24 protein-coding genes are annotated in these 22831 nt (G+C 71.1%); 19 read left to right on the plus strand and 5 right to left on the minus strand.

Features of this window, described 5'->3' with window-relative positions:
* Positions 1–10: 10 nt before the first annotated feature.
* Genes ACJJVL_RS13835 through ccsB form a run of 4 tightly spaced genes read left to right on the plus strand, consistent with a single transcriptional unit; the run spans position 11 to position 3903 of the window.
* Entirely contained in the window at positions 11–586 is a 576-nt protein-coding gene (locus tag ACJJVL_RS13835) for a TlpA family protein disulfide reductase (protein WP_405219594.1), read from the plus strand.
* Positions 583–1365, plus strand: coding sequence for a cytochrome c biogenesis CcdA family protein (locus ACJJVL_RS13840; RefSeq protein ID WP_405219596.1), 783 nt, complete (start codon positions 583–585; stop codon positions 1363–1365). Before ACJJVL_RS13835 ends, ACJJVL_RS13840 begins: the two co-directional genes overlap by 4 nt.
* A complete protein-coding gene (locus tag ACJJVL_RS13845) occupies positions 1349–2974 on the plus strand; it encodes a cytochrome c biogenesis protein ResB (protein WP_405219598.1) in 1626 nt (541 codons plus the stop codon). The genes ACJJVL_RS13840 and ACJJVL_RS13845 overlap by 17 nt, the downstream gene beginning before the upstream one ends.
* A 47-nt stretch (positions 2975–3021) precedes the next feature.
* Complete coding sequence (gene ccsB / locus ACJJVL_RS13850; RefSeq protein WP_405219735.1) at positions 3022–3903, plus strand: c-type cytochrome biogenesis protein CcsB; 882 nt, start codon at positions 3022–3024, stop codon at positions 3901–3903.
* Positions 3904–4108: 205 nt separating this feature from the next.
* Here the strand turns inward: ccsB and ACJJVL_RS13855 are convergent, their stop codons facing one another.
* From ACJJVL_RS13855 to ACJJVL_RS13865, 3 genes are all read right to left on the minus strand, one after another.
* The gene (locus tag ACJJVL_RS13855; protein ID WP_405219600.1) at positions 4109–4600 is read right to left on the minus strand and encodes an endonuclease domain-containing protein; all 492 of its coding nucleotides are present in this window, start codon (positions 4598–4600) and stop codon (positions 4109–4111) included.
* Positions 4601–4788: 188 nt separating this feature from the next.
* Positions 4789–4989: a hypothetical protein gene (locus tag ACJJVL_RS13860; protein WP_405219602.1), complete on the minus strand. Its 201-nt coding sequence runs from the start codon at positions 4987–4989 to the stop codon at positions 4789–4791.
* Between the two features lie 366 nt (positions 4990–5355).
* Entirely contained in the window at positions 5356–6327 is a 972-nt protein-coding gene (locus tag ACJJVL_RS13865; RefSeq protein ID WP_405219604.1) for an o-succinylbenzoate synthase, read from the minus strand.
* Positions 6328–6361: 34 nt separating this feature from the next.
* On the opposite strand from ACJJVL_RS13865, the gene ACJJVL_RS13870 reads away from it, so the two are divergent.
* From ACJJVL_RS13870 to ACJJVL_RS13905, 8 genes are all read left to right on the plus strand, one after another.
* Positions 6362–6694 (plus strand): hypothetical protein, encoded by a 333-nt coding sequence (locus tag ACJJVL_RS13870; RefSeq protein ID WP_405219606.1) that lies wholly within the window; start codon positions 6362–6364, stop codon positions 6692–6694.
* Between the two features lie 56 nt (positions 6695–6750).
* Positions 6751–7140 (plus strand): hypothetical protein, encoded by a 390-nt coding sequence (locus ACJJVL_RS13875; RefSeq protein ID WP_405219607.1) that lies wholly within the window; start codon positions 6751–6753, stop codon positions 7138–7140.
* Between the two features lie 81 nt (positions 7141–7221).
* Positions 7222–8271, plus strand: coding sequence for a hypothetical protein (locus tag ACJJVL_RS13880; RefSeq protein WP_405219609.1), 1050 nt, complete (start codon positions 7222–7224; stop codon positions 8269–8271).
* A 130-nt stretch (positions 8272–8401) separates the two neighbouring features.
* On the plus strand, positions 8402–9466 hold the full coding sequence (locus ACJJVL_RS13885) for a hypothetical protein (protein WP_405219611.1): 1065 nt from the start codon (positions 8402–8404) through the stop codon (positions 9464–9466).
* Positions 9467–9538: 72 nt separating this feature from the next.
* On the plus strand, positions 9539–10600 hold the full coding sequence (locus ACJJVL_RS13890; RefSeq protein WP_405219613.1) for a hypothetical protein: 1062 nt from the start codon (positions 9539–9541) through the stop codon (positions 10598–10600).
* 116 nt (positions 10601–10716) lie between these two features.
* Positions 10717–11643, plus strand: coding sequence for a 1,4-dihydroxy-2-naphthoyl-CoA synthase (locus ACJJVL_RS13895; RefSeq protein ID WP_405219614.1), 927 nt, complete (start codon positions 10717–10719; stop codon positions 11641–11643).
* A 37-nt stretch (positions 11644–11680) separates the two neighbouring features.
* Positions 11681–12682, plus strand: a complete 1002-nt coding sequence (locus ACJJVL_RS13900; RefSeq protein WP_405219616.1) for an AMP-binding protein — start codon at positions 11681–11683, stop codon at positions 12680–12682.
* A gap of 83 nt (positions 12683–12765) precedes the next feature.
* A complete protein-coding gene (locus ACJJVL_RS13905) occupies positions 12766–13725 on the plus strand; it encodes a 1,4-dihydroxy-2-naphthoate polyprenyltransferase (RefSeq protein ID WP_405219618.1) in 960 nt (319 codons plus the stop codon).
* A 239-nt stretch (positions 13726–13964) separates the two neighbouring features.
* Here the strand turns inward: ACJJVL_RS13905 and ACJJVL_RS13910 are convergent, their stop codons facing one another.
* Positions 13965–14432 carry a DUF4229 domain-containing protein gene (locus ACJJVL_RS13910; RefSeq protein ID WP_405219620.1) on the minus strand — a complete coding sequence of 156 codons (468 nt, stop codon included), beginning with the start codon at positions 14430–14432 and terminating at the stop codon, positions 13965–13967.
* 48 nt (positions 14433–14480) lie between these two features.
* Between ACJJVL_RS13910 and ACJJVL_RS13915 the strand changes: the two genes are divergently transcribed.
* The 5 genes from ACJJVL_RS13915 to ACJJVL_RS13935 are packed head-to-tail and all read left to right on the plus strand — an operon-like array spanning position 14481 to position 19743.
* Positions 14481–14984 carry a PLDc N-terminal domain-containing protein gene (locus tag ACJJVL_RS13915; protein WP_405219622.1) on the plus strand — a complete coding sequence of 168 codons (504 nt, stop codon included), beginning with the start codon at positions 14481–14483 and terminating at the stop codon, positions 14982–14984.
* Complete coding sequence (menD, locus tag ACJJVL_RS13920) at positions 14926–16662, plus strand: 2-succinyl-5-enolpyruvyl-6-hydroxy-3-cyclohexene-1-carboxylic-acid synthase (protein WP_405219624.1); 1737 nt, start codon at positions 14926–14928, stop codon at positions 16660–16662. Before ACJJVL_RS13915 ends, menD begins: the two co-directional genes overlap by 59 nt.
* Entirely contained in the window at positions 16646–17521 is an 876-nt protein-coding gene (locus tag ACJJVL_RS13925; protein ID WP_405219626.1) for an SDR family oxidoreductase, read from the plus strand. The genes menD and ACJJVL_RS13925 overlap by 17 nt, the downstream gene beginning before the upstream one ends.
* Positions 17518–18696 (plus strand): AI-2E family transporter, encoded by a 1179-nt coding sequence (locus tag ACJJVL_RS13930; RefSeq protein WP_405219628.1) that lies wholly within the window; start codon positions 17518–17520, stop codon positions 18694–18696. The genes ACJJVL_RS13925 and ACJJVL_RS13930 overlap by 4 nt, the downstream gene beginning before the upstream one ends.
* Before the next feature lie 9 nt (positions 18697–18705).
* A complete protein-coding gene (locus ACJJVL_RS13935; RefSeq protein ID WP_405219629.1) occupies positions 18706–19743 on the plus strand; it encodes a polyphosphate kinase 2 family protein in 1038 nt (345 codons plus the stop codon).
* A gap of 19 nt (positions 19744–19762) precedes the next feature.
* On the opposite strand, the gene ACJJVL_RS13940 is transcribed toward ACJJVL_RS13935, so the two are convergent.
* Positions 19763–20971, minus strand: a complete 1209-nt coding sequence (locus ACJJVL_RS13940) for an isochorismate synthase MenF (protein WP_405219630.1) — start codon at positions 20969–20971, stop codon at positions 19763–19765.
* 89 nt (positions 20972–21060) lie between these two features.
* On the opposite strand from ACJJVL_RS13940, the gene ACJJVL_RS13945 reads away from it, so the two are divergent.
* Both ACJJVL_RS13945 and ACJJVL_RS13950 read left to right on the plus strand, forming a co-directional pair.
* On the plus strand, positions 21061–21810 hold the full coding sequence (locus ACJJVL_RS13945; RefSeq protein WP_405219632.1) for a class I SAM-dependent methyltransferase: 750 nt from the start codon (positions 21061–21063) through the stop codon (positions 21808–21810).
* Positions 21810–22820 carry a polyprenyl synthetase family protein gene (locus ACJJVL_RS13950; protein ID WP_405219634.1) on the plus strand — a complete coding sequence of 337 codons (1011 nt, stop codon included), beginning with the start codon at positions 21810–21812 and terminating at the stop codon, positions 22818–22820. The genes ACJJVL_RS13945 and ACJJVL_RS13950 overlap by 1 nt, the downstream gene beginning before the upstream one ends.
* Positions 22821–22831: the final 11 nt, after the last annotated feature.

Consider the following 22831-nt stretch of genomic DNA (forward strand, 5'->3'; position numbering starts at 1 on the left):
GCGCCGTCGGATGGGTCGGGTCACCGCCGCGCTGTCGTCGACCGTCGTCGCCGTGCTCGCACTCGCCGGCTGTGCGTCCTCCGACGGTGTCGCGGGACAGGTCGGCGATGCCGGCTACATCGCCGGTGACGGCTTCGTGACGGAGTTCGCGCAGGACGACCGCGAAGCGCCGGATGCCTTCGGCGGCCCGCTCGTCGCCGGCGGCGCGTTCGACTCCACCGAACTGGACGGGGTCGCGCTCGTCAACTTCTGGTACGCCGCATGCCCGCCGTGCCGGGTCGAGGCGCCCGTGCTCACCGACCTGCACGCGGAGTTCGGCGATCGCGTCGACTTCATCGGCGTCAACGTGCGTGATGGGGCCGCGCAAGCAGCGTCGTTCGAGGAGCAGTTCGGCATCGACTACCCCTCGATCCTCGACGACGAATCCGCGCAGGCGCAGCTCGCGTTCACCGGCATCGTTGCCCCGAACGCCGTGCCGTCGACGATCATCCTCGACGCCGACGGCCGCGTGGCAGCCCGCGTCTCCGGCGCCGTGACCGACACGAGCATCCTGTCGACGCTGCTGCAGGAGGAGCTCGAGCGGTGACAGCCGTCTCCGCGCTGGCAGCCGCCGTCGTGCCCGTCGCCGCCTTCGATCCGGCCGGCGCGGTGCTCAGCGGACAGCTGCTGGTCTCGGTGCCGATCGCGCTGCTGGCCGGGCTCGTCTCGTTCGCGAGCCCGTGCATCCTGCCGCTCGTGCCCGGCTACCTCGGCCTGGTCGGCTCGCTCGTCGGCGACAAGCGAGCCAGCCGCGGCCGCCTCATCGCGGGCGTCTCGCTCTTCATCGGCGGCTTCACGCTCGTGTTCGTGCTCGGCACCGCGATCGTGGGTGCGGCCAGCTCGTTCCTGCTGCAGCAGGCCGACCTGCTCGTGCGCATCCTGGGCGTGGTGCTCATCGTTCTCGGCCTCGTCTTCATCGGCCAGTTCTCGATCCTGCAGCGGATCTGGAAGCCGCAGCAGGTGCAGTCGGGCGGCATGTGGGCCGCGCCCGTCGTTGGCGTCGTCTTCGCGCTCGGCTGGACGCCCTGCTCGGGGCCGACGCTCGCGGCCATCAGCGCGCTCACGGTCACGACCGGCAGTGCCTGGCAGGGTGCGATCCTCGGCCTCGCCTACGCGCTCGGCCTCGGCATCCCGTTCCTGCTGATCGCACTCGGGCTCGGCTGGGCGAGCGGCGCCGTGGCGTGGCTGCGCCGACACATCCGCGCCGTCAACATCGCCGGAGGCGCGATGCTCATCGCCATCGGCGTGCTGATGGTCACCGGTGCATGGAACGCCATCATGCAATCGCTTCAGGGATGGATCGCCTCCGTTGTCACCGTCATCTAGCAGCGCGAACACCAGCGCCGATCCGCTGCGTCCCGGCGACCACATCGACGCCGCGGAGCCCGTCGAGTCGTCGTCGGGGCCGCGGCTGGGCGCGGCCGGCTGGCTGCGATTCCTCTGGCGGCAGCTGACCTCGATGCGCACGGCGATCGTGCTGCTGCTGCTGCTCGCAGTCGCCGCGATCCCCGGCAGCCTCGTCCCGCAGCGCTCCAGCGACCCGAACGGCGTCATCCAGGTGCGCGCCGACAACCCAGACCTGGTGTGGCTGTACGACGCGCTGTCGCTCCACGACGTCTACTCGAGCCCGTGGTTCTCGGGCGTCTACATCCTGCTGTTCGTGTCGCTCGTCGGATGCGTGATCCCCCGTCTCATGCATCACTGGCGAGCCATGCGGTCGCTGCCGCCGCGGACGCCCGCGCGGCTGTCGCGACTGGTGGGATTCCAGGTCGTGCCCGGCCGCGCGGCGGATCTCGACGGCGCGGAGAGCACGCTCAAGCGGCTCGGCTACCGCACAGCGCGCTACGGGGAGTCGATCTCCGCCGAGCGCGGCTACCTGCGCGAGACGGGCAATCTGCTGTTCCACATCGCGCTGCTGGCGATGATCCTGGTGGTGGGCATCGGCTCCGGGTTCGGCTACAGCGGGCAGCGTCTCGTGGTCGAGGGCCGTGGGTTCGCGAACACGCTGACGAGCTACGACTCCTTCACCGAGGGCCAGTGGTTCGACGAGGCGGCGCTCGAGCCCTTCGCGCTGGAGCTCGACGATCTGGAGGTCGTCTACGAGACCGAGAATCCGAACGCGATCGGGGCACCGCTCGACTTCACCGCGTTCGTGACGGTGACCGAGGACGGTACCGAGCGGGCCGCGCAGATCAAGGTCAACGAGCCGCTCGACGTTGCGGGCGCCGACCTCTACCTGATCTCGAACGGCTACGCGCCGAGGATCTCGGTGCGCGATGCCAGCGGCGACGTCGTCTACGACGAGTACACGCCGTTCCTCGCGCAGGACGACCTGATGACGAGCCTCGGCGTCATCAAGGTCGCGGATGGGCTCGAGCAGCAGCTGGGCCTGCGCGGGTTCTTCTATCCGACTGCTGTCGCGCTGGACACCGGCGCGCTCGCGTCCGGCTACCCGGATCTGGCGAACCCGGTGCTCTCCCTGCAGGCATTCACCGGCGACCTGGGGCTGGACGCGGGCATCCCAAGGTCCGTCTACGCGCTCGAGACCGATGCGATGGAGCAGGTCGCCGGTGGTGATTCCGGCACGCCGTCGCTCACGCTCGCGCCCGGCGAGACGGTCGAGATTCCCGGTGGCCTCGGCACCATCACGTTTGAGGACGTGCGCCGCTACGGCGTCATCGAGGTGCACGTCGACCACACGCAGACGCCCGTGTTCTGGATCGCCATGACGATCCTCGTCTCGCTGCTCGGCTCGCTGCTCATCCCGCGCCGCCGCATGTGGGTGAAGGCGACGCCCGCAGGGCTCGAGGTCGCGGGCCTCGCCCGCGGCGAGGACCCGACGCTCGAACGGGCTGTGGATGACCTCGCGAAGCGCGTCTCCGGCAGTCCTCCGCCCGACGCCGATCGCGGCCGCGAGAGTACGATCGACTCGTGACCGCGCCAGAACTCGACTCCGTCTCGCTGCTGCTCGTCTACTCGGCGATGGCGGTCTACACGATCGCGTTCATCGCCTATGCGTGGGATGTCGCGCGCCGCTCCGCCGCGAAGCCCGCGGCCGCGGAGGTGCGCGAGCTCGTCGGCGCCGGCGCACCGGCGGCTGATGGCGAGCGCGGCACGGCCGGTGCCGCGCTGCTGCCTGGCCGCGCTGCCCGCATCGGCTTCACCCTGACGGTGCTCGCCTGGGGCCTGCACGTGGCCGGTGCGGTCCTGCGCGGTCTGGCGGCTGGCCGGGTGCCGTGGTCGAACATGTACGAGTTCGCGCTCACCGCCGTCGCCGTCATCGTCGGCGTGTTCGTGCTGTCGCGGCTGTGGAAGGACCTCAACTTCCTGGGCGTGTTCTTCTCGGGTCTCGCGGTCGTGTTCCTCGGTGTCGCGACCCTGAACTACTACGTCCCGCCGACGCCGCTGCCGCCCGCGCTGCAGTCGTACTGGCTCGTGATCCACGTCTTCGTCGCATCCCTCGCAACAGGGTTCATGGGGCTCGGCACCGCGCTGAGCGTGCTGCAGCTGGTGAAGGAGAAGCGCGACAACGGCTTCCTCCGCTCGCTGCCCTCCGCGGTGACGCTCGAGGACATCGCCTACCGGGTCGGCGTCATCGGCTTCATTTTCTGGACGTTCACGCTCATGGCCGGCGCGATCTGGGCGGAGCACGCCTGGGGTCGCTACTGGGGTTGGGACACGAAGGAGGTCTGGACCTTCGTGATCTGGGTCATCTACGCCGGCTACGTGCACGCCCGCGCCACCCGCGGCTGGCGCGGGTCGCGCTCGGCGTGGCTGCAGATCATCGGCTTCATGGCCATCGTGTTCAACTTCACGATCGTCAACCAGTTCTTCGCCGGCCTGCACGCCTACAGCGGCCTCTGATCCGACAGAGCCGGCTCACCGACCGAGCGAACCTGCCGGCCGAGCCATCCCGCGCGCCTGGCCATCCCGCGCGCCTGGCCATCCCGCGCGCCCGGCCCTGTTCTGAGGCCCGGCCTGCTCGTCAACCGGTTCTGTGGCGCGAGCGCCCGATTGCCCGCTTGCCAGACCGCAGGGTCGGTCGGCGGGCGCGCCCACTCGGCTGCGGTCACGAGCGCAGCAGCGCGCGCTGGTGCACATTGCGGCGGACGAGATCGAGCACCGTGCGCATCACGTCATCAGGGTTGAACATCACCTGCTCGTAGGTGAACCGCAGCATGCGGTAGCCGAGCGCCGTCAGACGTGCGTCGCGACTGCGATCGTTCGCCATCTGCGCTCGCGATCCGTGCCACTCGAGCGAGTCGATCTCGATCACCAAGGACTTCCCGACCAGGAAGTCGAAGTACTCGCCGGGCAGGAGCTCGGGCTGCTGCACGAACGCGATCCGCGCTCGGCGCAGCATCTCGGCAAAGATCGACTCGGTCCCCGATCCTGACTGGCCCGTCGCGCGTTCGAGCAGGAGGCGCCGCCGTCTCGGCAGTTCGAGCGCGACCTCGGTCAGGTCGTCCTGCTGCAGCAGCCCGCCCGCGAGCGCACTGGAGGCAGCCGCGGTCGCGTCTGCTGACGAGACGCAGCCGGTTGCGGCGACCAGTGCACTCAACGCACCGTCAACGCCATCCCACGGTCTCTGGTCGGAAAGTCGCCGGTGTTGTCGATGCAGCCGGACGCCGCTCTTGCCCGCCGCTTGGCTGACGCGATCACTGTGGGTCTCGCGATTCGGGCGCACGTGCAGATCGGTGTCGCCGTGCGGCACCCACAGCCCGTGCATTCGGAGTGCCGACACGCAGGTCAGGATGCCGCCGAGCTCGAGCGCGCGAGTGACCGAGTGACGTCGTTGCGCAGGTCACCGAGCGCCACCCATCCTCGGAGCGGGACCCAGAGCTCGCCGCTGTCGCGCAGTCTGCGCACCGTGGGCTTGGACACGTGCTCCAGTGCGGTGTTCGTCGCGCATACGCCGCCCATCGCGCGGAGCCAATCCAGGAAGTCCATGCAGCGCATCGTGCGCCACCGAGCGGCCTCGGCGCGGCGTCGCCCGTGTCGCCTGTGGAGCGTTGCGCGCGCTTCTTCGTAGAGCGCCGACGGCGTCCTGGGGGCGCGGCGCGCAGACCCGCGCGATCCGAGCACAGCCGCAGGTCATCGACCGAGCACACATCCTCGTCCGTCAACCGAGCGCTTGGTCTCACAACCGCCGTTTTCGCTGCTAAGGCCAAGCGCTCGGTTGACGAACGGAAGTGGAGGCGGCCGGGGGCGGCGGCGGCCGGACGCGGCACGAGACGGGCGCGGCGCCGCCCAGGGGTGGCGCCGGCCGGGCGCGGTGCCGGCCCGGGGTGGTGCCGGCCGGGCGCGGGGTCGGGCTCAGAGGTGGGGGAGCGCTGCAGCGAGGCGCGCACGCCAGTGCTCGATGCGCTCGGCCGACGCCGCGTGCTCGGCGAGCAGCGCGCGGTCGGGCGTGACGCGCTCGGCCGCGATCGAGCCGTCGACCGGCACGAGCGGTTCGGTCGCGACATCCGCGGCCAGCAGCGCACCGGTGCCGAGGCCGCAGTCGAACGGCAGCGACGGCAGCGCGCCGGCCAGCGCCGCGCCGAGGGAGAGCCCGACCGACGAATCGAGCGCGCTGGAGACGACGGCCGGCAATCCCGCCTCTGCCACGATGGCGAGCGCGGCGCGGATCCCGCCGAGCGGCTGGGCCTTCACCACCAGGACGTCGGCCGCGCCGGCCCGCGCGACCAGCAGTGGGTCCTCGGCCTTCCGCACCGACTCGTCCGCCGCGATCGGGATCGCGAGCCGGTGCAGGCGGGCTCGCAGCTCGGCCAGTTCGGGCACCGTTGCGCACGGCTGCTCGACGTACTCGAGATCGAAGCGCTCGAGTGCGCGCACCGCGCTCTCCGCCTCGTCGAGGTTCCAGCCGCCGTTCGCGTCCACGCGGATGCGAGCATCGGGCAGCAGCGCCCGCACCTCTGCCACCCGCGCGACGTCGTCTGCCAGCGTCTGACCACGCTCAGCCACCTTCACCTTCACCGTGCGGCAGCCGTCGTAGCGCGCGAGCACACCTGCGACCGCGCCCGGCGCGACTGCCGGGAGCGTCGCGTTCACCGGGATGCGCTCCCGCACGAGCGCCGGCCGCTCCAGGTCCGCATCCTCGAGCGCTGCACGCAGCCAGCGCGCGGCCTCCGCAGGCTCGTACTCCAGGAACGGGCTCCACTCGCCCCAGCCCGCCGCGCCCGAGAACAGCGCCACCTCGCGGTGCTCCACCCCCCGGAACCGCGTGGCCAGCGGCAGCGATACGACGTGCATCCGGTCGGCGAGCCGTTCGAAGTCGACATCCACGCGCTCATGCTCGCACGACTGGCAGAATCGATGCGTGACCGAGATGCCCTGGGTGATCGATACGCGCGCCGTGACCAGGCGCCGCAATCCCGTGTGGGGCGTGCTCGCGCTCGTCGGCGCCGGACTCTGCGCCGCGAGCTTCCTCATCGCAATGGGGGTCGCGTGGGTGGATCTCGACGGCCTCGTGGTCTGGGCGCTGCCGATCTGGGGTGTCATCACCCTGCTCGCGCTCGCGTTCGCCGTCACCGCGCTGGTCAAGCGCGGCACTGCGAACGTGACGATGGCCGCGATCGCCGGAGGCACGCTCGTGATCTCCAACCCGGTCGTCTTCCTGATCCTGTCGCTCGCACTCGGAATCCTGCAGTAGCGGATGCGGTGGCGCGCCTCCGCGCGCACCCCGAAGAAGATCCATACGATCGCCCGATGATCGAAGACCTTCAGCTCGTCGAGCAGGCGCCGGTTCGATCGGCATCGACGAGTTCCCCCGCGGTTCGCCGCCGTGCCCGCTTCGGGCCGGGCTCGCTCGGGCTGCTGGCGCTCTCGGCGGTGCTGCAGGTCGTCTCGCTCGCGCAGCAGTTCAGCTACCTGTTCGCGCCGAAGCCCGGCGAGCTCCCGTGGCTGATCGTCGTCACTGGTGCTGCTGTGCTCGTGGGCGTCGCCGGCGTCGCGTGCGGTGTCATCGGTGCGACAACAGCGGCAGGTCGACGCACGGGCGCCTTGGGCGCGTCGCTCGGCATCGCGTTCCTGGTGCTGTTCGCCGCGGCGACGTCGTTCGGATGGGGCTTTCTGGAGGCGCTCTCGACGTCCGTGTAGTGCCGGACCAACCGATGCGATCTCGGTATCGTTTCGGTCACGGAACGGTCAGCCCGGGGTCGCTTCGGGCACGATGGGCGCATGCCGACTGAGATGCCCGGATTCGCGATGCCGCAGCGCCCGCAGCACGACGACGCCGGTGCCGGATCACGGGTCTCGCATGAGGACGGCGACGCCCCGCAGGCTCTCGGCGACCGCGAGCCGCGGCGTCGAAGCGGCTTCAGCTGGCGCCACCTGCTGATCATCGGCATTATCTGTGTGCTCTTGGGGGCCGCGATCCCGATCGCCCTCAATTCCGCCCAGCAGTCTGCAGCGACGGCCAGGACCGAGGCGATGCGCGATGCGGCAGGGTCGTACCTCTCGGCGATCGCCGACGGCGAGTGGGAGGAGGCGACCTCGCTGGTGCCGACGACGGGCCCAGCCACCGTCGCCCCGGCTGCCCTGCTCGACGCAGCGGAGCGCATCCAGAACCCGGAGATCGTGCTCGCGCGGGCAGATGGCGATTCGGGGGTGGTCGAGGTCCGCTACGACGTGCCCTCGCGGCCCACCGCACTCACCGTCTCGCGGCTGCTCGAGGCGCAGCACGTCGACGGAGCGTGGCAGCTGACGACGTCGCTTGCGGAGCTGCCGAGCGTCGCCAACTACGAGGGTGTCATCGTTCCCGCAGTGGCCGGCACAGCGCTGAGCAGGCCGAGCGCGCTCCTGCTGTATCCGGGGACCTACCCGCTCGACCCTCCAGTGAGCCCCATCTATGAGCTCGATGACGAGACGTTCGTCATCGACGGCGATCCCGGCACCCTCACCGAGATCACCGCATTCCCGGAATGGTCGGAGGCCATGCTCGGCGAGGCCGAGAGCCGCGCGGTGCAGCACGCCGAGGCGTGCCGGGCTGCGGGCGCCTGCGAGTGGTCGCAGGCAGCGACGATCTCCGGTGCCGGTGCGGTCGTCTTCGCGCCGGCCACCGCGAGCGAGGTCCAGCTGGAAGCCATGATCGAGGTCTTCAACGGTGTGGACAACGAGATGCAGCCGGTCTCGGTGTGGCTGTCGCTCGATGGCGACGGCGAGGTGGAGGGCGCGCGCTGCCAGGGGCTCGCGGGATTCAGCGACGAGCCGGTCGACTGCACAGCCTGAGCCCGGCGGCGCGCGGTGCTGCGCCCAACCGCGGGCGCGCTGCGCCCGGGGCCAGCGGCGGGCGTCGCGTCTCGGGTCGACGCCGAAGTCGCCTCTTCCGTCACCGACGACTCGGCGGGAGACTGAGACCGTGTCGACGGCGATGCCGCAGTTCGAGATGCCGCACCAGGCGGAGGATCCCCCTCGGCCAGAGGACGCCGGAGCCGTCGCAGCCGACGTCGGCGCGATGCTTGCTGAGCGACCGGATGACCCCCCGCTCCATCCGGGGCCCGCGGGAGCGCTGCGACACCGCTTCGGCTGGCGCCAGCTGCTGATCGCGGGCCTCGTGGGGGTGCTCGCGGGCGCCGGGATCCCGGCGACGATGCAGTCGTTCGACGACTCCGCCGCATCCGCAGAGGTCGAGAGCCTGCGCTCCGTCGCGCTCGAGTACCTCACGGCCATCGCGAGCGGTCGCGCAGGGGTGGCGACCGAATTGGTGCCCGTCGAGGGCAGCGGACGGGTGGCGCCCGATGTCGTGCTGCAGTCGGCAGACCCGATCACCGACTACTCCGTGCAGCTCGTGCAGGTCGACGGCCAGGTCGGGAGTGCGGATATCCACTACCGCGTCGGCGGCACCGAGGTGTTCCGCGCACTGGCTGCCGAGCGGCTCGACGGTGAGTGGCAGCTGCGGACGACGCTCGCGGAGATCGCCGACGTGCGCTTCAGCGATCCGATCGTGCGGGTGCAGGTCGCGAACGTGCCGCTCGACGGGCCCTCGCCCGTGCTGCTCTATCCCGGCAGCTACACGATCGATGCCCTCACCGGACCCTTCTTCCTCTCGGGCGGCGACCGCTTCACTGTCGACGGCGACCTGCGCACGCCGACCGCGCCCTACGTCACGGCTGGCCTGGCGCCGCGGATCCGCGACTACGCCACCGAGCTCGCGCTCGACACGGTCGCGGACTGCCAGATGCGGATGGGCTGCCCGGTCGCCGTCGGCCTGCGCCTGCTGCCGGTCGGCGAGCCCTATCCGGTCGACGTCGACACGGAGCAGGGCGTCATCGACCTGTCGGTGCCGATCATGGCGCTGGACGGCGCAGACAGCCAGTGGTTCGACGTGCGGCTGCGTGCGGTCCTCGACGACGACGGCGTGCCGAGCGAATGGCTGTGCAGCGAGCCGGGCGAGACCGAGGTTCGCTTCCGCTGCGGGCTCTGAGCGCGTCGGCGCCGTTCGGCGACCCTGGGTCCGGGGTCGCGCGGGCGGCGGCATCCGCGCCATGATGAACCCGTGTCGCAGCAGATGCCCGAGTTCGAGATGCCCTCGATCGTGCACGACCCCGCTCGGCCCTCCGCTCCGCCCGCACCCGCTGCCGCGGCGCCCGCGCACACAGCCGAGCGCGTTGCGCATGAACGCGCTGCCGTCGGCGGCCGACGAGGCGTCAACTGGCGCCACGTCATCGTTGCCGCAGTGGTCGGTGTGCTCGCCGGGGCGGCGCTCCCCGGCGGCATCCAGGTGGCCGAGCGCGCTGCGGCACGTGGCGATCAGTCCGATCTGCGCGATGTCGCGATGGAGCACCTGACGGCGATCGCCGATGGCAGGGCGAGCGACGCGACGGCGGTCGTGGCAGCGAGAGCGACCGGGGAGCAGGTGCCGGATGCGGTGCTGCAGTCGGCCACGCGCATCACGCAGCCCCAGGTGCGCCTGGTGCACATCGATGGCGATGCGGCGACCGTGGAGGCCGCGTACACGCTCGGCCAGCAGGAGATCTCGCGAACGCTGGAGGCCGAACGGATCGACGGAGCCTGGCAGCTCAGCAGGCCCCTCACCGAAGCCGTGCCGTTCCACCACTACGGTGGCTCCACGGGTGCTCGGATCGCGGGGTTCGAGCTCGAGGTCGAGCATGCACTGCACCTGTATCCCGGCATCTACACCTTCGACGCCGAGCTCGAAGACCCGGTCCTCGTCTCGCGGTCGGAGCCGTTCACGGTCGACGGGGATCCCACGACGCCGTCGGAGCCCTTCATCGAGCTGTCGCTCGCGCCGAGTGTCGCCGAGCGCGCCGAGGCGGTCGCGCTCGCGGTCGGTGAGCGCTGCCAGGCGACGGAGGACTGCGGGATCCCCGCCGATGCGAACGTGCGAGTCGAGGGCGAGATGTTCATCGTCAACGTCTCGCCGCAGTCGGTGGAGGTGATCGCACAGATCTCCTCCGCACGCTCGAGCTGGATGGGCGGGCATCAGCTCCTGATGCAGATCGACCGAGCCGCGGTCGGCGACGAGGCGGCGTGGCTGTGCAGTGCGCTGGATGCCTACGAACTCGCCGATGCGGAACCGTGCCCGTCCGTTGGCTGAGCGGGTGCCCAGTCGGGAGGCGGTGCCGCTCGTGCGGCGGGCGGCACCGGCGCTCGAGCCGATGCTCGACGTCGATGCCGACCCATCGCGCAGCGCCCGATCGCTAGGCTGACCGGGTGACCATTTCGCCCCTGTTCGACCCCGCCGAGTGGGCCGACGCCGAACCCGGCTACGACGACATCACCGTGCACCGCTCGCGCGACGGGCGCATTGCGAGGATCGCGTTCGACCGCCCCGAGGTGCGCAACGCCTTCCGGCCGCACACGGTCGACGAGCTCTATCGGGCGCTCGACGGTGCGCGGCAGGACAGCCGTGTCGGCGTCGTGCTGCTGACCGGCAACGGGCCGAGCGAGAAGGACGGCGGCTGGGCGTTCTGCTCCGGCGGCGACCAGCGCATCCGGGGGCGCGACGGCTACCGCTATGACGATGGCGCCCTTCGAGACGCCGCTGACACGGCTCCTCAGGGACCGGGCCCCGCAGACCCGCGTCTCGGCCGACTCCACATCCTCGAGGTGCAGCGGCTCATCCGCTTCATGCCGAAGGTCGTCATCGCGGTCGTGCCCGGCTGGGCGGCGGGCGGCGGGCACTCGCTGCACGTCGTCTGCGACCTGACGATCGCGAGCCGCGAGCACGCGCGGTTCAAGCAGACGGATGCCGATGTCGGCTCGTTCGACGCCGGCTACGGCTCCGCGTACATGGCACGGCAGACCGGCCAGAAGTTCGCGCGCGAGGTATTCTTCCTCGCTCGCGAGTACAGCGCCGACCGCGCGCTGCAGGCGGGCGCGATCAACGCATCCGTGCCGCACGCCGAGCTCGAGGCGACCGCCATCGACTGGGCGCGCGAGATCCTCGGCAAGAGCCCGACAGCGATCCGTATGCTGAAGTTCGCGTTCAACGCGGTCGACGACGGGCTCGTGGGGCAGCAGATCTTCGCGGGCGAAGCCACGCGGCTGGCCTACGGCACGGACGAGGCCGTCGAGGGTCGCGATTCGTTCCTCGAGAAGCGGGACCCCGACTGGTCGGCGTTCCCGTACCACTACTGACAGAACCGGACCGAGAGCACGCGCGAGGAGGTGCACCGTGGGAGTCGTCGTCGAGACGAGCGGATCCAGTGGCGTGCCCAAGCGCGTGATCATCTCCGACGAGGCGATCGCCGCGTCGACCTCCGCGGCGATCGACCGGCTCGGCGCACCGGGCCAGTGGGTGCTCGCGCTGCCGGAGCACTACATCGCCGGTCACAACGTGGTCTGGCGCAACGAGGTCAGTGGCGCACCGCTCGTGCGCACGGCCGGCGCGTTCACGGCCGAAGCGTTCGTCGAGGCCGTGCAGAGCCTCGAGCACGACCGCAAGTACACCTCGCTCGTGCCGACGCAGCTCGCACGACTCGTCGATGCTGCCGCGCTCGACCGCTCGTTCATCGGTCCCATCGCGCGGCTCGACCGCATCCTGCTGGGCGGCCAGCGCGCACCTTTCGGCCTCATCGAGCGCGCGGCGCGCCTCGGCTGGCGCATCACCCGTACCTACGGTGCGACCGAGACGGTGGGCGGATGCGTCTGGGACGGCATCCCGCTCCGCGACGTGAAGGTGCGGCTCACCGATCAGATCGAGATCTCGGGTCCGCAGCTCGCCGACGGCTACGAGGATCCCGAGCTGACGGAGCTGCGCTTCCACACCGACGGCACCGGCAACCGCTGGTACAAGACCGGCGATGCCGGCTCGCTGCAGGCGGGCACGCTGCAGGTCTCCGGGCGCATCGACGACGTCATCAATTCCGGCGGCATCAAGATCTCGCTCGCGGCCATCGAGCACGTGGTGCAGGTCTTCGCGCCCGACGCCGTCGTGGTGGCGGCTCCGCATCCCGAATGGGGCGAGGTGCCTGCCGTGGTCACGACGCTCAAGCCGTCGCTGGCCGAGATCCGCGCTGCGGTCGCGAACGCACTCGGCAAGCCCGCGCGCCCCAACCATCTGGTGACGGTGTCCGTGATGCCGACCACCGCCTCCGGCAAGCCCGATCGCAAGCGCCTGGGGCGGCTGGTCGCGAGTCGCACGCAGGAGCGGCGCCGTCGCGGCTTCTTCGGCTAACGCCGGCTGCCTCGGGCGCTGCAGGCGCTCGGCTCGCGGGCGCCGTCGTGTGCGGGTCCGCCTGCGCGGCTAGCATCGAGGGAATGGCCTCTCCTCGCTCCGGCAATCCCGCGAAACGCGCGCAGATCGCCGGCACCGCACCCAGCCCGGCGACGTCGCGCGACTGGATCGCCGCATCCCGCCCCCGCACGCTCGGCATGGCGATCGCGCCCGTCGCGCTCGGCGCCGCAGCGGCGTTCAACGCCGAGGGCTTCCACCTGGGGATCGCGCTCGCCTGCCTCGCGCTCGCGGTGTTCCTGCAGATCGGGGTGAACTTCGCCAACGACTACTCGGACGGCGTGAAGGGCACAGACGCCGTGCGCGTCGGCCCTGGGCGACTGGTCGGCGCGGGCAAGGCCGAGCCGAGAGCAGTGCGCAACGTCGCGATCGGCTTCCTGGCCGCGGGCGCCGTCGCCGGCGTCTTGGTGGTGCTGCTCTCCGGCCGATGGTGGTTGCTGCTCGTCGGCGTCGTCTGCATCGTGGCCGCGTGGGGCTACACGGGCGGCAAGCGCCCGTACGGCTACTACGCGCTCGGCGAGCTCATGGCGTTCCTGTTCTTCGGCCCGGTCGCCGTCGTGGGCACCACCTACGCCATCATCGGCCGCATCACCGAGGACTCCGTCGCGCTCGGCATCGCGATCGGCTCGATCTCCGCCGCGCTGATGCTCTGCAACAACCTGCGCGACATCGAGACCGATCGGGCTGTCGGCAAGCGCAGCCTCGCGACGCTCATCGGTCGCCGCGCCTCGAAGATGCTCTACGTCGCGCTCATGCTCGTGCCGTTCGGCATCCTCTGGATCTTCTCCTACGCGCTCGCCTACGGCATCGCGGTCTTCATCGTGCTGCTGCTGGCGGTGCCCGCGATGGTCATCGTGGTGATGGCGCGCACGCCCCGCGATCTCATCACTGCGCTCGGCCTCACCGGCATGACGGCGCTGCTGTACGGCGTCGGCTTGGCGATCGCGATCTGGGGCGGCCCCGCCGGCTTCGTCACCGTCAGCTGACGCGAGCGGCACGCCTTGCCCTGCCGCAGAGCGAGCGGGCATCCGCGTGCCGTCACACTCGCCCTGCCCTGGCGCGACCTTCGCCCTCGCCCTGCCCTGGCGCGACCTTCGCTCACGGCCTGCCCTTGCGCGGCCTCGCTTTCCCCTGCTCTCGCTCGCCCTGCCGCAGAGATGTCGCAATCGGCGCGCAAGCGCCGCTCAGGAGCGCCGATAGCGACATCTCTTCGGTGCGAGGCGGCCTACGGGCGCGCGGATGCGTCGGGGTCGGTGGGGTGCGCAGGGTCGGCGGGAGTCGCGCAGTTGGTGGGAGACGCTGGGTCGGCAGGAGTCGCGGAGTGCTCGGGATCCGCGGCGTCGGCGGGGTGCGCGGCGGCGGGAGCCGCGGGGTCGGCGGGGTGCGCGGCGGCGGTGTGCGGGGGATCGGCGGGAGACGCGGTGGCGGATGCGCGCGGCTCGGCGTACAGCGAGTCCTCGATGTCGGCGTCGTCGGGGCCGGCGCCGTCGCGCTTGCGCCCCTCGCGGATGCGCTGCAGATCCGCGGCAGCCTCGTTCCGCAGCGGGCGGAAGAAGACGATCGAGGCCGCGAAGGCGAACGCCACCGACACGAGTGCAGACAGCGGCCAGGGCACCTGAGCGACCATGAGCAGCGTGAACGGGGTGATGAAGAGCAGCGCGCGCACGATCAGGTAGCGCATCGAGGGGGACATGGGACAAGTCTATGAGCGACCCATAGCGATGGGGCCTACCCTGGGGTCATGCGCTGGCTCATTATCGGAGGGATCCTGGCCCTGGTGGTCACGGTCTATGCGCTCGTCGATCTCACGGTGACCGACGACCGCCGCATCCGCCGCCTCAATCGTGTGCTGTGGGTGGTCCTCATCGTGGTGCTGCCGCTGGCGGGTGCGCTCGGCTGGCTCACGTGGGGCAAGGGTCCGCGGGCCACCGCACCGCCGATGGCGCCCGACGATGACCCGTCCTTCTCGCGGGCATCGACGGTGAGCACGAGCGAGACCGACCGTCGCATCGCCGAGATCGAGGCGCAGCTTGCAGCACTCGACGACGAGGACTTCCGTGTGGAGCCCGAAGCGAAGAGCTCGCTGGCCGCTGCTGCCGAGAGCGAGCCCGAGGCCCCTCCCGCCGCCGAGCCTGAGCCGGACGCCGTGCCGCCGAAGGCGACCGCACCCAAGAAGCAGCCTGCGGATGACGCCGACGGTCAGGAGCATCGCGCTCCCGACGGCGGCGACGCAGCGCGTGCGTGAGGCCTCCCCGGCAGCTGCGTATGCCGACCGCCTGATCGTCGCGCTCGCCGCCGCCGGAGTCATCGACCTCGTCGTCTGCCCCGGCTCGCGCTCGCAGGCGATCGCGCTCGCGGCGGCGCGCGCGGATCGCGACGGACTGCTGCACCTGCACGTTCGCATCGACGAGCGGTCCGCTGCATTCCTCGCGCTCGGGCTTGCGCGAGAGACCGGAAATCCGGTCGCGATCGTCGTCACGAGCGGCACCGCGCTCGCGAACCTGCACCCGGCGATGCTTGAGGCGCACCACAGCGACGTGCCCCTGATCGCGATCACCGCCGACCGTCCGAGCGAGCTACAGGGCATGCGCGCCAATCAGACCACCCTCCAGCCGGGCATCTTCGGCGCGGCCGCTCGCGTCGTGCTCGACGTGAGCGCGGATGCGCTGCACGACCCAGAGGGCGACGCCGTCCGCGCGGTCGAGGCGTCGCTCGGCTGGCGCGATCGGCACGCCGGCGACGCCGCGCACACCGAGCCAGGGCCGGTGCAGCTGAACGTCGCGTTCCGCGACCCGCTCTCGGGTGGCGAGCCCGCGCGGGGCACGCGCGTCGACGCGGTCGGTCGCCCGCCGATGCCGACGGCGGTGCTTTGTGCGGCTGCGGCCACAGTCGTGATCGCCGGCGCCGATGCCGGTCCCGCCGCTGCCGAGGTCGCCGAGGCGATCGGCGCGCCGCTGATCGCCGAGCCGACGTCCGGCGCACGATTCGGGCCCGCGCTCGTGCCGCACGGCCGCGACGTGATCGCGCAGCTGGGCAGCCTGGTGCGGCGCGTGGTCGTCCTCGGCCACCCGACCCTGTCGCGCGCCGTGACGGGCCTCATCCGCCGGGCGGACGTCGAGGTCGTGGTGCTCGGCCGTGCGCGGCAGGAGAACGTGCGCGGCTCCGGCACCACCACCGTGCTCGCGGGTCGCATCCAGGTCGAGCAGCTGGAGGAGCAGAGCGACACCATCGGGCGGGCGTGGATCGAGCGCTGGGTGGGCGCCGGACGCGCCATCGCCGCCGAGCGCGATGCGACCGCCGCGCCCGACTCCGAGCTGTCGCGATCGGCCTACGCACGGTCGGAGCTGGCCGACGCTCGCGCACCCATCACCCGCCGTGAGCTCGTCACGCAGGTCTGGGACCGCACCTGGCCGCATGATCGCCTGGTGGTGGCCGCATCGCGCCTCATCCGCGAGCTCGACACCTGGGCGGGCCCGAAGGCGGTGACAGCACGCGCCAACCGCGGCCTCGCGGGTATCGACGGCACCGTCAGCACCGCATCCGGCATCGCGATCGCGCACGCACGCTCCGGCGCCCCCGGCCTCACTCGGCTCCTGATCGGTGATCTTGCCATGCTCCATGACGCCGGTGGGCTGCACGTGCCGCCGGGGGAGGAGCGCCCGCACCTGCAGATCGTGATCGGCAACGATCGCGGCGGCAGCCTGTTCGAGCTGCTGGAAGTAGCGGGCAGCGCCGATGCCGCAGACTTCGCCCGCGTGCAGCGCACGCCGCACGACGTCGACTTCGCGCCGCTCGCGGCCGCCTACGGCTGGCCGTACGAGCGCGTCACCGATCGCGCCGGCCTGCGTCGGGCGCTCTCGCAGTCTCGGCCGGGCATCATCGAGGCAGTCGTCGAAGGGGAGAGTGATGCGCAGCAGCTCTGATCGTCACAGCAATCGGATCGGCCCGAGCACTGCGCTCGTCATCACGGGCGGCGCGAGCGGCATCGGGCGGCTCCTCGCGCTCGCGGCTGCGCGCAAGGGTGCGCGCGTCGTCATCTGGGACCGTGACGAGATCAGCGCCCGCCGGGTCGCGACGGAGGTGAGCGAGGCCGGCGGCCGCGGAACGGCCGTCGTGGTCGACCTGGCCGATGCCGATGCGATCGAGCTCGCCGCCGCGGAGACCCTCATGCAAGGGCCCATCGATGTGGTCATCAACAACGCGGGCGTCGTCTCCGGCAGGCCGCTCACCGAGCTCACCGCCGCGCAGATCGACCGCACCATGCGGGTGAACGCGATCGCTCCGATGCTCGTCACGCGCGCGTTCCTGCCCTCCATGCGCGATGCGGGTCGCGGCCGGATCGTGACCGTGGCGAGCGCGGCCGGCTTCATCGGCGTTGCGGGGCAGACCGATTACGCCGCGAGCAAGTTCGCGGCGGTCGGCTTCATGGAGTCGCTCCGCGCCGAGCTGCGGAAGACCCGCTCGCCCATCACGGCGCTGACGGTCGCGCCGTACTACATCGACACCGGGATGTTCGCGGGTGTGACGACCAAGGTGCCCGCGCTGCTGCCCATCATGTCGCAGGCCCACGCCACCACTCGGATCATGCGTGCGATCGAGTCGAGCGCAGTGCTCCTCGCGCTGCCGCCGCTCGTGCGCTTCGTGCCCGCTGTCAAGGTGCTGCCGACGGCCATGGGCGACTGGCTGGCGGATGCGCTGGGCGTCAACGAGGGCATGGACGGGTTCATCGGGCGCGCGGACGATGCCGCGCATCCGCGCTCGGATGGAGGGCGACTCCGATGATCCGCTGGCCGTGGCGCAGGCGTCGGCGGCCGCCCGTGCAGCCGGTGCCGCAGATCTCGCCGGAGACCGAGCAGCGCTGGATGCTGCCGCGCACGCTCATCGTCCTGCTGTCGATCATCGCCGTCATCGGGGTGCTGATCCTGCTCAGCCAGGTGGCCGCGTTCGTCGCGCCGATCTTCCTCGGGTTCAATCTGGTGATCGCGGTGATGCCGCTCCAGCAGTGGCTGCTGCGGCGCGGCGTGCCCCGCGCGCTCGCGGCACTCGCGTCGGCGGCGACGGTCTACGCCTTCCTCATCGCGCTCCTGTGGTCGATGTACTGGTCTGTGCAATCGCTCGTCACCGAGCTGCCGCAGTACTCGACAGAGTTCAACGCGATGTACCGCGACATGCTCGCGTGGATGGCGAGCCTCGGCATCTCGCAGGACGAGGCACTGCAGCAGCTGCAGAACGCATTCAGCCCCAGCGCCATCGCCACCACGCTCGGGTCGCTCGCCTCGGAGGCGGGGAGTGCGCTGGTGTTCATCGCCACGCTCTTCGTGGTGATCTTCTTCCTCGCCTGGGACTCCATGGGGCTGCCCGAGCGCCTGAAGCGCATCGCCTCGACGAACCCCGGCATCGTCCTCGGCATCGACCACTTCGCCGCCGGAGTGCAGCGCTACTGGGTGGTCGCGACGGTGTTCGGGCTGATCGTGTCGGCACTCGACCTCGTCGCGCTCTCGGCGCTCGGCGTGCCGCTGGCGCTCGTGTGGGCGGTCTTCGCGTTCGTCACCAACTACATCCCGAACGTCGGCTTCGTGCTGGGCGTCGTGCCGCCGACGCTCATGGCGCTGCTGGCCAACGGTCCGCTCAATGCGCTGCTGACGGCGATCCTGTTCAGCGTCATCAACTTCGTGATGCAGTCGCTCATCCAGCCGAAGGTCGCTGGCGACGCGGTGGGGGTGACACCGGCGACATCGTTCCTCTCGCTGCTGGTGTGGGCGTTCGCGCTCGGCCCCGTGGGTGCGCTGCTGGCGCTGCCGGCGACGCTCGCGGTGAAGACGCTGCTGATCGACCCGGATCCGAAGCTGGCGTGGGTGAGCCGCTTCATCTCCAACAAGCTCGACCAACCCGCCGACGGCCGGATCCGTCAGGCGATCAGCCCCGGCGTCCAGGGCCGCGGGCGGCCGCCGCAGTAGGGTCGGCGCATGACCGCGATCACGGACGCTCTCCGCATCACCCGTTCCGTGCAGCTGGCGGAGGTGGATCCACGATCGACCCCCGGCTTCACCGGGAAGAAGGCCGACGGCGAAGCCGCGCTGGCGGCCGGCGTGGACCGGCTCGCCGACCTGCAGGAACGGCTGTTCGCAGCCAGCAGGGCGGGCGGGGACCGCTCGGTGCTGCTGATGGTGCAGGGGATGGACACCTCCGGCAAGGGCGGCATCATGCGCCACGTGGTCGGGCAGATCGATCCGCAGGGCGTCGACATCACCGCGTTCAAGGCGCCGACAGCGACCGAGCGGAAGCACGATTTCCTCTGGCGCATCGAGCGCGCGCTGCCGAAGCCCGGAATGATCGGCGTCTTCGACCGATCGCACTACGAGGATGTGCTGATCCACCGGGTGCAGCAGTTCTCGCCGGCAGCAGAGATCCAGGAGCGCTACGGCAGGATCGTCGAGTTCGAGCGCGAGATCGCCGACCGCGGCATCCGACTCGTCAAGGTCATGCTGCACATCTCCTTCGAGGAGCAGGGAGCCCGCCTGCTCGAGCGACTCGACCGCCCCGACAAGCACTGGAAGTACAACCCCGGCGACGTCGATGAGCGTGGCCACTGGGACGACTACATGGAGGCGTACCAGGTCGCCATCAACCGCACCGCCCGCGCGGACGCTCCGTGGCACGTGGTGCCTGCCGATCACAAGTGGTACGCCCGGCTCGCCGTGCGCGAGCTGCTGCTCGAGGCGCTCAAGGAGGTCGACCCGCAGTGGCCCGCCGCCGACTACGACGTGGCGGGCGAGCGAGAGCGGCTGCTCGCCCTCGGCGGCGTGCCCGAGCCGGAGGAGGAGCCTTCCGAAGCGGTAGAGGAGTCCGCCGAAGCGGTGGGGGAGTCCGCCGAAGCGGTGGAGGAGCCGAAGCAGCAGTCGAAGAAGGCGAAGAAGAAGGCCAAGAAGAAGGCTAAGAAGAAAGCGAAGCAGCAGGCCAAGAAGAAGGCGAAGCAGGCCGAGAAGGCCAAGAAGAGCGGCTGAGTCGACGCGAGCCGGCTGGCTACGGGAGCGGGTCGGCGAGCGCGTCGGTGATCGGCCGCAGCTTCACGGCGGTCTCCGCGAGCTCGGCATCCGGGTCGGAGCCGGCGACGATGCCCGCGCCGGCGAATGCCCGGATCGAGCCGTCCCGGGCGATGTCTGCACCCCGCAGCGCGATCACCCATTCGCCCCCGCCCTCACCGTCGATCCAGCCGACCGGTCCGGCGTAGCGTCCGCGGTCGACGCCCTCGAGCTCGCTGATGATCGCGAGGGATGCCGCGCGCGGAGTGCCGGCGACGGCGGCGGTCGGATGCAGCAGCGCGAGCACATCCAGCGTGGATCCGGCGCTGAGGGTGCCGGTGATGTCGGTCGCCAAGTGCCACAGGTTCGGCAGTCGCAGCGGGTACGGCTCCGACGCCCGCGCGTCAGGGGCGAGCGTGCGCAGCACCTCCATCGCGGACGCGGAGGCGAAACGGTGCTCTCGCAGATCCTTGTCGTCGGAGGCGAGCGTCTCGGCGATCTCGGCGTCGAGGCCCGGCGTCGCGCCGCGCGCGGCAGTGCCGGCGAGCACGCGCGAGAAGAAGTGGCCCCGGTCGGCGGCGATGAGCGTCTCCGGGCTCGCGCCGATCAGGCCGTCGACCGCGTATGTGACGGCGTCCGGGTATCGCTGCACCAGCCCGACCGCGACCGACCGCACGTCGCCGCTCTCGGGCAGCTGCCCGACCCGGTCGCGCGCGACCACGATCTTCTCGGCCTCGCCCGCTCGGATCCGCTCGGTCGCCTCGGTCACGATGGCCAGGTAGCGGGGGCCGTCGATCGAGCCGTCGGAGAGCTCGACCCGCACGTCGTCCACGGCGGTCGGATGCAGGCGACCCTCGTCACCGATCCAGGTGACCCATTCGTCGTCGCCGCGGCGGCCGACCACGACCTGCGGCACGATCAGCACGCTGGTCGCCGCCGACGCGTCGTCGAACGCGAACGCGCCGAAGGCGATCAAGCCCGTGCCGGGAACCCCGACCGCGTCGTCCACGGTGGCGTCCCGCGCGACCGCGCGCCACGCATCCGCCGCATCTGTGAAGCGGGACGGGCCGTCGAATTCGAGTCGCATCGCCTCGCCGCGGCCCACGATGCCGTCGGCACCGCGTCGGACGGCCAGCGGGAACCGCGGGTCGGCGTGCTCCAGCAGGCGCCCGAGCTCCGCGCGCTCGGTGCGCACCCGCAAGCCTGGCATGGAGCCAGCCTACGCGCGCCGCGCGGGATGGCCGCGCAGCCCGAACGGTGGTCAGCGAACGCGCACCCGCGGGAGCCTAGGATGGAGGAGTGAGCCGAGCTGACATGCAGAAGGACCCGGATGAGGTTGCGGGCATGTTCGACGCGACGGCCAAGCGCTACGACCTGCTCAACTCGCTGCTCTCCGGTGGCAACGACAAGCTCTGGCGCATCCACATGCAGCGCGCCGTGCGACCGAAGCCAGGCGAGCGCATCCTCGATGTCGCCGCGGGCACCGGCGCGTCCGCTGCACCGATGGCGAAGGCGGGCGCGCTGGTGACGGCGCTGGACCTGAGCCAGGGGATGATCGACGAAGGCCGCAAGCGCCACCCCGACATCGAGTTCGTGCATGGCACCGCAGAAGAGCTGCCGTTCGACGACGACACCTTCGATGCAGTGACGATCTCCTTCGGCTTGCGCAACGTGCAGCAGCCCCGAGCCGCGCTGAGCGAGTTCCTCCGCGTGCTCAAGCCCGGCGGTCGCGTCGTGATCTGCGAGTTCTCGCAGCCTCCCGTGAACGTGGTGCGCCGCAGCTACGAGCTCTACCTGCGCACCATGCTGCCCGGCATGGCGCGCGCCAGCAGCAACCCGGAGTCATACCGCTACCTCGTCGAGTCGATCCAGGCGTGGCCCGAACAGGAGGTGCTCTCGCAGTGGATCCGGACCGCCGGCTTCACGCGGGTCGCGCACCGCAATCTCACCATGGGCGTCGTCGCGCTGCACCGGGGACGCAAGCCGTCGGAGATCACGAGTGCGATGCGCATCGCCCGGCACGCCCAGTCGGAGGAGCAGGACGCCTGATGGCTTCGGTCACCTCGGCCTTCGGGCTGCACGGGCAGCGCTTCGCGCTGCCTGCCGACACACGGGTCATCCGTGCGGTCGACGCCGGGCTCGAGCGCATGGAGGTGCTGCTCGAGCAGCACCTGCGCATTGCCGATCCGGTGGTGGATGCCGTGGCTCGCTACCTCAATGAGGCCGGCGGCAAGCGCGCCAGGCCGCTGCTGCTGCTGCTCGCCTCCCACCTGGGTCGTGGGATCGACGACGAGGTGCTGGCGGCCGCCCAGGTGGTCGAGATCACGCACCTGGCGAGCCTCTACCACGACGACGTCATGGATGAGGCAGACACCAGGCGCGGCGTGCCCGCGGCCCATGTCGTCTGGAGCAACTCGGTCGCCATCCTCGCGGGCGACCTGCTGTTCGCGCGCGCGGGCGCTGTCTCGGCGCCGCTCGGGAGCGAGGTCGCGACGGTGCAGGCCCGCACCTTCGAGCGCCTGTGCCTCGGCCAGCTGCACGAGACGCTGGGCCCCGGCGACGCCGACCCGGTCGAGCACTACATGCAGGTGCTGAGCGACAAGACCGGGTCGCTCATCGCCACCGCCGCAGAGCTCGGCATCGTCGTGAGCGGCGCCGACCCGGCCTACCGCGAGCCGCTGCGGGAATTCGGCGAGCACATCGGCGTCGCCTTCCAGCTCATCGACGACGTCATCGACCTCTCGTCCAACCCCGCAACGGGCAAGGACCAGGGCAACGATGTGCGGGCCGGCGTCGAGACGCTGCCGGTGCTGCTGCTCGCCAAGCGCGACGACGCCGCGTCGATCGCGCTGCGCGCTCGGCTCGAGTCACCGGCTGATGACACCGACCTGGCAGCGGCCATCGCCGAGCTCGCCGCGCACCCGGTGGTGCAGGAATCGGTGGATGAGGCCGAGCGCTTCCAGCGGCGCGCGCTCGACGCGCTGCAGGCGCTGCCCGCGGGAACCGTGCGGCGCGGCCTCGAAGCCTTTGCCCGGCACGTCGTCTCGCGCGACCGTTGAACCCCGGCGGC

This window comes from Agrococcus sp. Ld7 (assembly GCF_045064095.1).
Classification (GTDB): Bacteria; Actinomycetota; Actinomycetes; order Actinomycetales; family Microbacteriaceae; genus Agrococcus.

Excerpts from the sequence above, each read along its gene's own strand:
- ACJJVL_RS13925 (WP_405219626.1), top strand. The coding sequence starts at position 16,646 with ATGCGCAGCAGCTCTGATCGTCACAGCAATCGGATCGGCCCGAGCACT.
- ACJJVL_RS13930 (WP_405219628.1), top strand. The coding sequence starts at position 17,518 with ATGATCCGCTGGCCGTGGCGCAGGCGTCGGCGGCCGCCCGTGCAGCCG.
- ACJJVL_RS13940 (WP_405219630.1), bottom strand. The coding sequence starts at position 20,971 with ATGCCAGGCTTGCGGGTGCGCACCGAGCGCGCGGAGCTCGGGCGCCTG.
- ACJJVL_RS13910 (WP_405219620.1), bottom strand. The coding sequence starts at position 14,432 with ATGTCCCCCTCGATGCGCTACCTGATCGTGCGCGCGCTGCTCTTCATC.
- ACJJVL_RS13835 (WP_405219594.1), top strand. The coding sequence starts at position 11 with ATGGGTCGGGTCACCGCCGCGCTGTCGTCGACCGTCGTCGCCGTGCTC.
- ACJJVL_RS13860 (WP_405219602.1), bottom strand. The coding sequence starts at position 4,989 with ATGGACTTCCTGGATTGGCTCCGCGCGATGGGCGGCGTATGCGCGACG.
- ACJJVL_RS13905 (WP_405219618.1), top strand. The coding sequence starts at position 12,766 with ATGGCCTCTCCTCGCTCCGGCAATCCCGCGAAACGCGCGCAGATCGCC.
- ACJJVL_RS13915 (WP_405219622.1), top strand. The coding sequence starts at position 14,481 with ATGCGCTGGCTCATTATCGGAGGGATCCTGGCCCTGGTGGTCACGGTC.
- ACJJVL_RS13875 (WP_405219607.1), top strand. The coding sequence starts at position 6,751 with ATGATCGAAGACCTTCAGCTCGTCGAGCAGGCGCCGGTTCGATCGGCA.
- ACJJVL_RS13935 (WP_405219629.1), top strand. The coding sequence starts at position 18,706 with ATGACCGCGATCACGGACGCTCTCCGCATCACCCGTTCCGTGCAGCTG.
- ACJJVL_RS13950 (WP_405219634.1), top strand. The coding sequence starts at position 21,810 with ATGGCTTCGGTCACCTCGGCCTTCGGGCTGCACGGGCAGCGCTTCGCG.
- menD (WP_405219624.1), top strand. The coding sequence starts at position 14,926 with ATGACGCCGACGGTCAGGAGCATCGCGCTCCCGACGGCGGCGACGCAG.
- ACJJVL_RS13880 (WP_405219609.1), top strand. The coding sequence starts at position 7,222 with ATGCCGACTGAGATGCCCGGATTCGCGATGCCGCAGCGCCCGCAGCAC.
- ccsB (WP_405219735.1), top strand. The coding sequence starts at position 3,022 with ATGGCGGTCTACACGATCGCGTTCATCGCCTATGCGTGGGATGTCGCG.